General features: G+C 70.3%; 5 protein-coding genes and 1 pseudogene. 3 read left to right on the plus strand and 3 right to left on the minus strand.

The window, feature by feature from the left end; translation table 11 throughout:
• Positions 1–439, minus strand: a 439-nt coding sequence (locus AB7U92_RS20320; RefSeq protein ID WP_428581225.1) for a lytic transglycosylase domain-containing protein, incomplete at its 3' end; no start/stop codon positions are given.
• Between the two features lie 169 nt (positions 440–608).
• Here AB7U92_RS20320 and AB7U92_RS20325 point away from each other — a divergent pair.
• Positions 609–1265: a response regulator transcription factor gene (locus AB7U92_RS20325; protein ID WP_428581228.1), complete on the plus strand. Its 657-nt coding sequence runs from the start codon at positions 609–611 to the stop codon at positions 1263–1265.
• A 7-nt stretch (positions 1266–1272) separates the two neighbouring features.
• On the opposite strand, the gene AB7U92_RS20330 is transcribed toward AB7U92_RS20325, so the two are convergent.
• On the minus strand, positions 1273–2676 hold the full coding sequence (locus AB7U92_RS20330; RefSeq protein ID WP_428581231.1) for a DUF5666 domain-containing protein: 1404 nt from the start codon (positions 2674–2676) through the stop codon (positions 1273–1275).
• Between the two features lies 1 nt (position 2677).
• Positions 2678–3520: a DUF6502 family protein gene (locus AB7U92_RS20335; protein WP_428581234.1), complete on the minus strand. Its 843-nt coding sequence runs from the start codon at positions 3518–3520 to the stop codon at positions 2678–2680.
• Positions 3521–3697: 177 nt separating this feature from the next.
• On the opposite strand from AB7U92_RS20335, the gene AB7U92_RS20340 reads away from it, so the two are divergent.
• Together AB7U92_RS20340 and AB7U92_RS20345 are read left to right on the plus strand one after the other, a co-directional pair.
• Positions 3698–5764: a VIT and vWA domain-containing protein gene (locus AB7U92_RS20340; RefSeq protein WP_428581237.1), complete on the plus strand. Its 2067-nt coding sequence runs from the start codon at positions 3698–3700 to the stop codon at positions 5762–5764.
• Positions 5761–5984, plus strand: a pseudogene (locus AB7U92_RS20345) (hypothetical protein); the annotation flags it as partial. The gene AB7U92_RS20340 and the pseudogene AB7U92_RS20345, both read left to right, overlap by 4 nt.

Raw genomic sequence — 5984 nt, forward strand, 5'->3', positions numbered from 1 at the left:
CGCCGCCATTCAGGTTGTCGCGCACCTCGAAGACGTCCTTCACGCCGAAGCGGCGCGCGGTGGCCGGCATCAGCTGCATCAGCCCCTTGGCGCCCTTCGGGGAAACCGCTGTCGCGTTGAAGCCCGACTCCACGGCAATGACGGCAGCCAGCAGCGATTCGGGCAGTGCGTGGCGTTGTGCGGCGGCGCGGATCTCTCCCGACCACGGTGCGGCCGGCGCGGGCATCGGCACGGCCGGAGCCTCGGCCACCTCGGCGCGCGCGGCTGCCGGCGCCGCGATGAGCAGTTGCGACGCTTCGCTGCTGGCGTGATTGCTCAGCACCAGCGTGCCCTCGGCGCCGGTGCCGACGTAGACCTGCGCGCGCACGGCCGCGCAGGCGGCGAGCGCGACCACGCCGGCCAGCCGGCGTGGCGCCTTCAGCGTGCTCCTGCGGTCCATGTGGGCGATTCGAGCGCAGCCGGAAGGGCGTTCCAACGGGTAATCCTCCGCGGTCTGGGTGGGTAAGGGCCCCCACTCCCCCGGAGTGAGTGTTCCGCCTGCGCCGGCCTAACTGCTGAAATCCGCGGCAACTTGGGGATTGATGCAGGGCGGTTGGATGCGGTTGCTGATGGCAGAAGACGACGAGGCGCTTGGCCGGGCCACGTGCACGTTCATGATGAGACAGGGGCATGTGGTCGATTGGGTGACCACCGGCAACAAGCTGCTCGAGCTCAGCGGCAAGTTCGAGTACGACTGCGTGCTGCTGGACATCGGCCTGCCAGAGCTCGGCGGTCAGGACTGCCTGGTGAACCTGCGCAATCGCGCGAACCTCACGCCCGTGGTCGTGATCACCGCGCAGGGCTTCCGCGACCAGCGCATCCAGTTGCTCGACCTGGGCGCGGACGACTACCTCATCAAGCCTTACGACCTCGAAGAGCTGCTGGCGCGGGTCAAGGCCGTCGTCCGCCGCAGCCTGCCACCCGAGCAGGCCGCGGAGGACGGTGTCACCATCGGCCCCCTCACGCTGCAGCCAGGCAGCAACTCGGTACGCTGGCGCGGCAACAGCGTGGTGCTGACCGCCGGCGAGTACCGGGTTCTCGATACGCTGGTGCGCCGCCGGGGCGGCGCCGTGTCGCGGCAGCAGCTGGAAGCCGCCGTGTACGGCTGGAACGAAACCATCGGCAGCAACACCATCGAGGTCCACGTCCACAGCCTGCGGCGCAAGCTGGCACCCGAGCTGATCGTCACGTTGCGAGGCATCGGGTACCAGCTCGGACCGCTCTGAGCCGGCCTCAGTCCTCCAGCTCCAGCTCGTTCCAGCTCACCGTGGCGCCCGAGAGGCTGCCGTTGGCCTTGATCAGGCCGTTGACGCGGGCGGCGGCGAAGAAGGCCGAACGGGTGATCGCGGCATCGTTGACGTCGCGGTACTGCGAGACGCCGGCCGTCGAGATGTCCACGCCGAGCAGGCGGAGGCTGGTCTCCGGCGTGATCGCCTGGGCCGGCGCCTGCAGCTCGACGTCGCTGCGCGCGCTGCGCAGCTCGAGGCGGGTGGCGACCATGCTGTTGCCGGCGCCGAGCTTGCCGCGGATGCGCAGGTGCTGCCCGGCCGCCAGGCCGCCGAGCGTGACGTCCTTCAGCTCGGTGATGGTGGTCACGTTCACCGTCACGCCAGGCAGGCCCGAGATCGTCAGCGTGCTGCCGTTGACGGAGGCCACGTCGCCCTCGATCTTCACCGCGTCGCGGAACGACACCTTGGTGGCGGTCAGCACGCCGTTGCTGATCGAGCCTTCGGCCTCGACCTTGGTGCCCACGATCAGGTCACCGGCCACGCCGCCTTCGTAGCGTGTGTTCGCGGTCGTCACCACCTGCTGGTTGCCGATCGTGAAGCCGTTGGCCGTCACGGCGACCACCACGCCCTCGATCTCGGCCTGCGAGGCGCTGCTGACGTTCGCACCCGCCGGTTCCACCTTCGTGGCCACCAGCGTGCCGCACACCGGGGCAACACCGCCGCAGGCCGAGCCCTTGATGTCGACCTGCAGGCCGTTCCAGGCGCCGGCCGGCATGTCGCCGATGTCGGCGCCGGCGTACTGCACGGTCAGCGTGCCGACCTGGAAGGTCTGGCCGGTGCTGTCCTGGTTCTTGACGATGCCCTTGACCGCGAAGGGCGGCGTGGGCGCGGTGGTCTTCTTCTCGATGTAGCCGGCGGCGATCACGCCGTCGCCGGCGATCAGGCCATGCACCTCGACCCGGTCGCCGACGACCGGCACCACGCCGTTGTCGAAGCGCGTCGTGCTGTCGATCTGGAGGGTCTGGCCCATCACCACCATGCGGTTGGCGTCGATCACCTGCTCGACCAGGCCCTTGACGGCGTCGTCTTCGGTGATCGTCGCGGCCGTCTTGCCGGAGATCGAGCCGTCCACGCGCACCACCATGCCGACGCGCAGGTCGTCCTGGCGGCCGCCGCCGTTGGGGTTGTCGTCGGTCTTGAAGGTGGTGTTGGAGGTGTCGTACTCGACACCGTTGACCCACACGCTGCCGAAGGCCGTGATCGTGCCGTAGGCCACGCCGGTGCCACCGATGCCGCCGCCGCCGCCACCGGTACCGCCGATGCCGCCGGACGAGCCGCCGCCGCCACAGGCGGCGATCGCGAGCGTGGCGCTCGCGGCGATCCATGTCACGAGTTTGCGCAGCTTCATCTCAGTCTTCCTTCCTGGAATTGGGAACCATCGGTTCCTCGAAGTAGTAAATGCCCATGCCGACGCGCATCGGCGGCTGGGCGTTGTCGTCGGGCTTGGTGCTGTCGGCGTGCTCGGCCAGCCAGCGGTCGAACTTCTCGAGCAAGGCCTGCGCCTGCACGGCGCTGAGCTTGCGGAAGGCCGGCAGCTGCGCGGCCGGGAACTCCGTGTACATGACCTTGCGCTGGAAGCGTGGGTCGGTGTCGGCGTGCTGCAGGTTGTGATCGATGGTGGCGATCAGGTCGGCGACGTCGGTGCCGAGGATGCCGAGCTTGTCGACCTCGCTGCCGCGCGGCACGTAGCCCGCGGTGAGCAGCTCGAGCCGGCCGTCGTCGCGCTCGGCCACGGCGCCCACGCGCAGCAGTTCGTCGAGCACGGCGCGCGCCGGCATGTCACCGCTGTAGCGCTTGACCAGCGCCGCGAAGCTGTCGGGCCCCTCCAGCGGGGCGAGCGCCTTGGGCTGGCCGTCGGCGCCGTGAAAGTCGGGGTCGCGCGCCCAGCCGGTCAGCACGCGGGCGGCGCGGTTGTAGCCTTCGTCGCTGGCGGCCCGCTCGGGGGCGGTGTCGGCGGCCAGCCGGGTCACGTCCTTGCGGGTCAGCCCGGTGAGGATGGAGGCGCGCGACAGCGTCGGCTTCTTCCCGGGAATGCCGAAGTCCTCCAGCGCCGCCTGCACATAGGTGTGCTTGGCCAGTTCCTCGAAGGCCGCGAACGGCACGTGGTGGCGCAGCAGCAGGCGGCACAGCGGACGCAGCAGCTTGAGCACGGCGGCGTTCAAGGCCAGATGGGTTCGGTTTTCGGCGTCCATGTTTGGGATTATTTTCCCAACATCGGAGGCTGTCAAGGGATTTTCTTCCCAGATCGCCGAACCGGACTTCACGCCCGCTTCACACAGGCCCGATCGGCTTCGAACTGCCTTCGCGTGCGGCTTCCATCCTGAGCTCCGTGCCGCCACCGAGAGCGGCAAGCCCACAGGAGAAGCCGCATGCGCCGCGTTCGAGGTCCCGTCTTTCCGCTGTTCCGCCACCCGCTGCCACCGCTGTCGCGCACCGGCCGGGTGGTGATCGCCGTGCTGTTCGCGATCTGGGCGTTCGCGCTCACCGTCGCCTGGTCGCCCGCCTTCGCCGACGACGCGCAGGCGCCGCGCGCCGAAGGGCCGTACTTCGCGGTGGCCGGCGATCCTTCGGTGGATGCGCTGCCGCTGAAGTCGACGAAGGTCGACGTGCGCATCGCCGGCGTGATCGCCGACGTGACCGTGACGCAGCGCTACCGCAACGAGGGGCAGCGGCCGATCGAGGCCCGCTACGTCTTCCCCGGCTCCACGCACGCCGCGGTGCACGCCATGCAGGTGCGCCTGGCCGGCCGCGTGCTGCACGCGAAGATCGAGGAGAAGCAGCGCGCACGCATCCGCCACGAGACCGCCAAGCGCGAGGGCAAGACCAGCGCCCTGCTCGAGCAGGAGCGGCCCAACGTCTTCCAGATGAACGTGGCCAACATCCTGCCCGGCGACGACGTGCAGGTGGAGCTGCGCTACACCGAGCTCGTCGTGCCCACGGAAGGGCGCTACGAGTTCGTCTTTCCGACGGTGGTCGGCCCGCGCTACCACCGGCCCGCCAGCGCGGGCGGTGCCAGCAGCTTCCCGGCCACCGCGCACCTGAAGGAAGGAGAGGTCTCGCGCTCGGGTTTCGAGCTGCACGTGCGCTTCGCCTCGCCGCTGCCGGTCAGCGAACTGCGTTCGCCCTCGCACGGCATCGAGGTCAGCGGCGAGGGCACGGCGCAGGCCGAGATCGAGCTGAACGACAGCGGCGACACCGGTGCCGGCAACGACCGCGACTTCATCCTCGGCTATCGCCTGGCCGGCGGGCGCACCGCCACCGGCTTGCTCCTGCAACAAGGCGAGGACGAGAACTTCTTCCTCGCCGTCGTCGAGCCGCCGAAGGCGATCGCGCCGGCGCAGATCAACCCGCGCGAATACGTATTCGTGGTCGACATCTCCGGCTCGATGCACGGTCACCCGCTGAACACCGCCAAGGTGCTGCTGCGCAACCTGATCGGCAACCTGCGCCCGACCGACACCTTCAACGTGCTGCTGTTCTCCGGCAGCAGCCAGATGCTGAACCGGACGCCGGTGCCGGCCACGCGCGCCAACATCGAACGCGCCATCGAGACGATCGACCGCTCGCGCGGCGGCGGCAGCACCGAGATCGTGCCGGCGCTCAGGCGCATCGCCGCGCTGCCCAAGGCCGCCGACGTGGCGCGCAGCGTGATCGTCGTCACCGACGGCTACGTGACGGTGGAGAACGAGGTCTTCGCGCTCATCCGCAGGAACCTCGGCAACAGCAACGTCTTCGCCTTCGGCATCGGCAGCTCGGTCAACCGCCACCTGATCGAAGGCATCGCGCGCGCCGGCCAGGGCGAGCCCTTCATCGTCACCAAGCCCGAGATGGCCGCCGCGCAGGCCGAGCGGCTGCGCCGCATGATCGATTCGCCGGTTCTCACCAGCCTGCGTGCGCGCTTCGAAGGCCTGGAGGTGTACGACGTGGAGCCCGCGTCGCTGGATTCGCTGCCCGACGTGCTCGGCGGGCGGCCGGTGGTGATCCAGGGCAAGTGGCGTGGCGAGCCGCGCGGCCAGCTGGTGCTGGAAGGCCAGGCGGCGATCGGCTCGCACGTCGACGTGGTGCCAGTGGCCGCGCCCGACGCACAGGCCACGGCGCTGCGCCCTCTGTGGGCGCGCAGCCGCATCCAGCAGCTCTCCGACCAGGAGGCGCTGGAAGGCGGCAGCGGCCAGCGCGAGGCGATCACCGCGCTCGGCCTGCGCTACAGCCTGCTGACGCAGTACACCAGCTTCATTGCCGTCGACGAGATCGTGCGCATCAGCGAGGCTGCCGTGCCGGTGGATCAACCGCTGCCGCTGCCGCAGGGCGTGAGCAACCTCGCCGTGGGTGAAGTCGGCGCGGCGGTGCCGAGCACGCCGGAGCCGGGCGCGCTGCTCTCGCTGCTGGTGGTGGCCGGCCTGGTGGGCGTGGCGCTGGCCAAGCGGAGCAACTGGTGAGCGCCGCCGTGCTCGCGCCGGTGGCCTGCCGGCCGACCTACCTCGCGCCGGCTGCGTGGCTCGCGCTGCAGGCCGCCGCCCTGTGGCCGCACGGCGCCTGGATGCTGGCGCGCGTTCGCGACGGCTCCGACCAGCCGCTCGGCCTGGCCGCGCTGGCCGTGCTGCTGATGCTGCTGGCCACGCGGGCGCACACGCTACGCATCGCGCCGCACACCGGCTG

This window comes from Piscinibacter sp. (assembly GCF_050175855.1).
GTDB lineage: Bacteria > Pseudomonadota > Gammaproteobacteria > Burkholderiales > Burkholderiaceae_C > Piscinibacter.

What these genes read in the sequence shown, in the direction of transcription:
- AB7U92_RS20330 (WP_428581231.1), bottom strand. Translation starts at nt 2,676, where the DNA reads ATGAAGCTGCGCAAACTCGTGACATGGATCGCCGCGAGCGCCACGCTC.
- AB7U92_RS20325 (WP_428581228.1), top strand. Translation starts at nt 609, where the DNA reads ATGGCAGAAGACGACGAGGCGCTTGGCCGGGCCACGTGCACGTTCATG.
- AB7U92_RS20335 (WP_428581234.1), bottom strand. Translation starts at nt 3,520, where the DNA reads ATGGACGCCGAAAACCGAACCCATCTGGCCTTGAACGCCGCCGTGCTC.
- AB7U92_RS20340 (WP_428581237.1), top strand. Translation starts at nt 3,698, where the DNA reads ATGCGCCGCGTTCGAGGTCCCGTCTTTCCGCTGTTCCGCCACCCGCTG.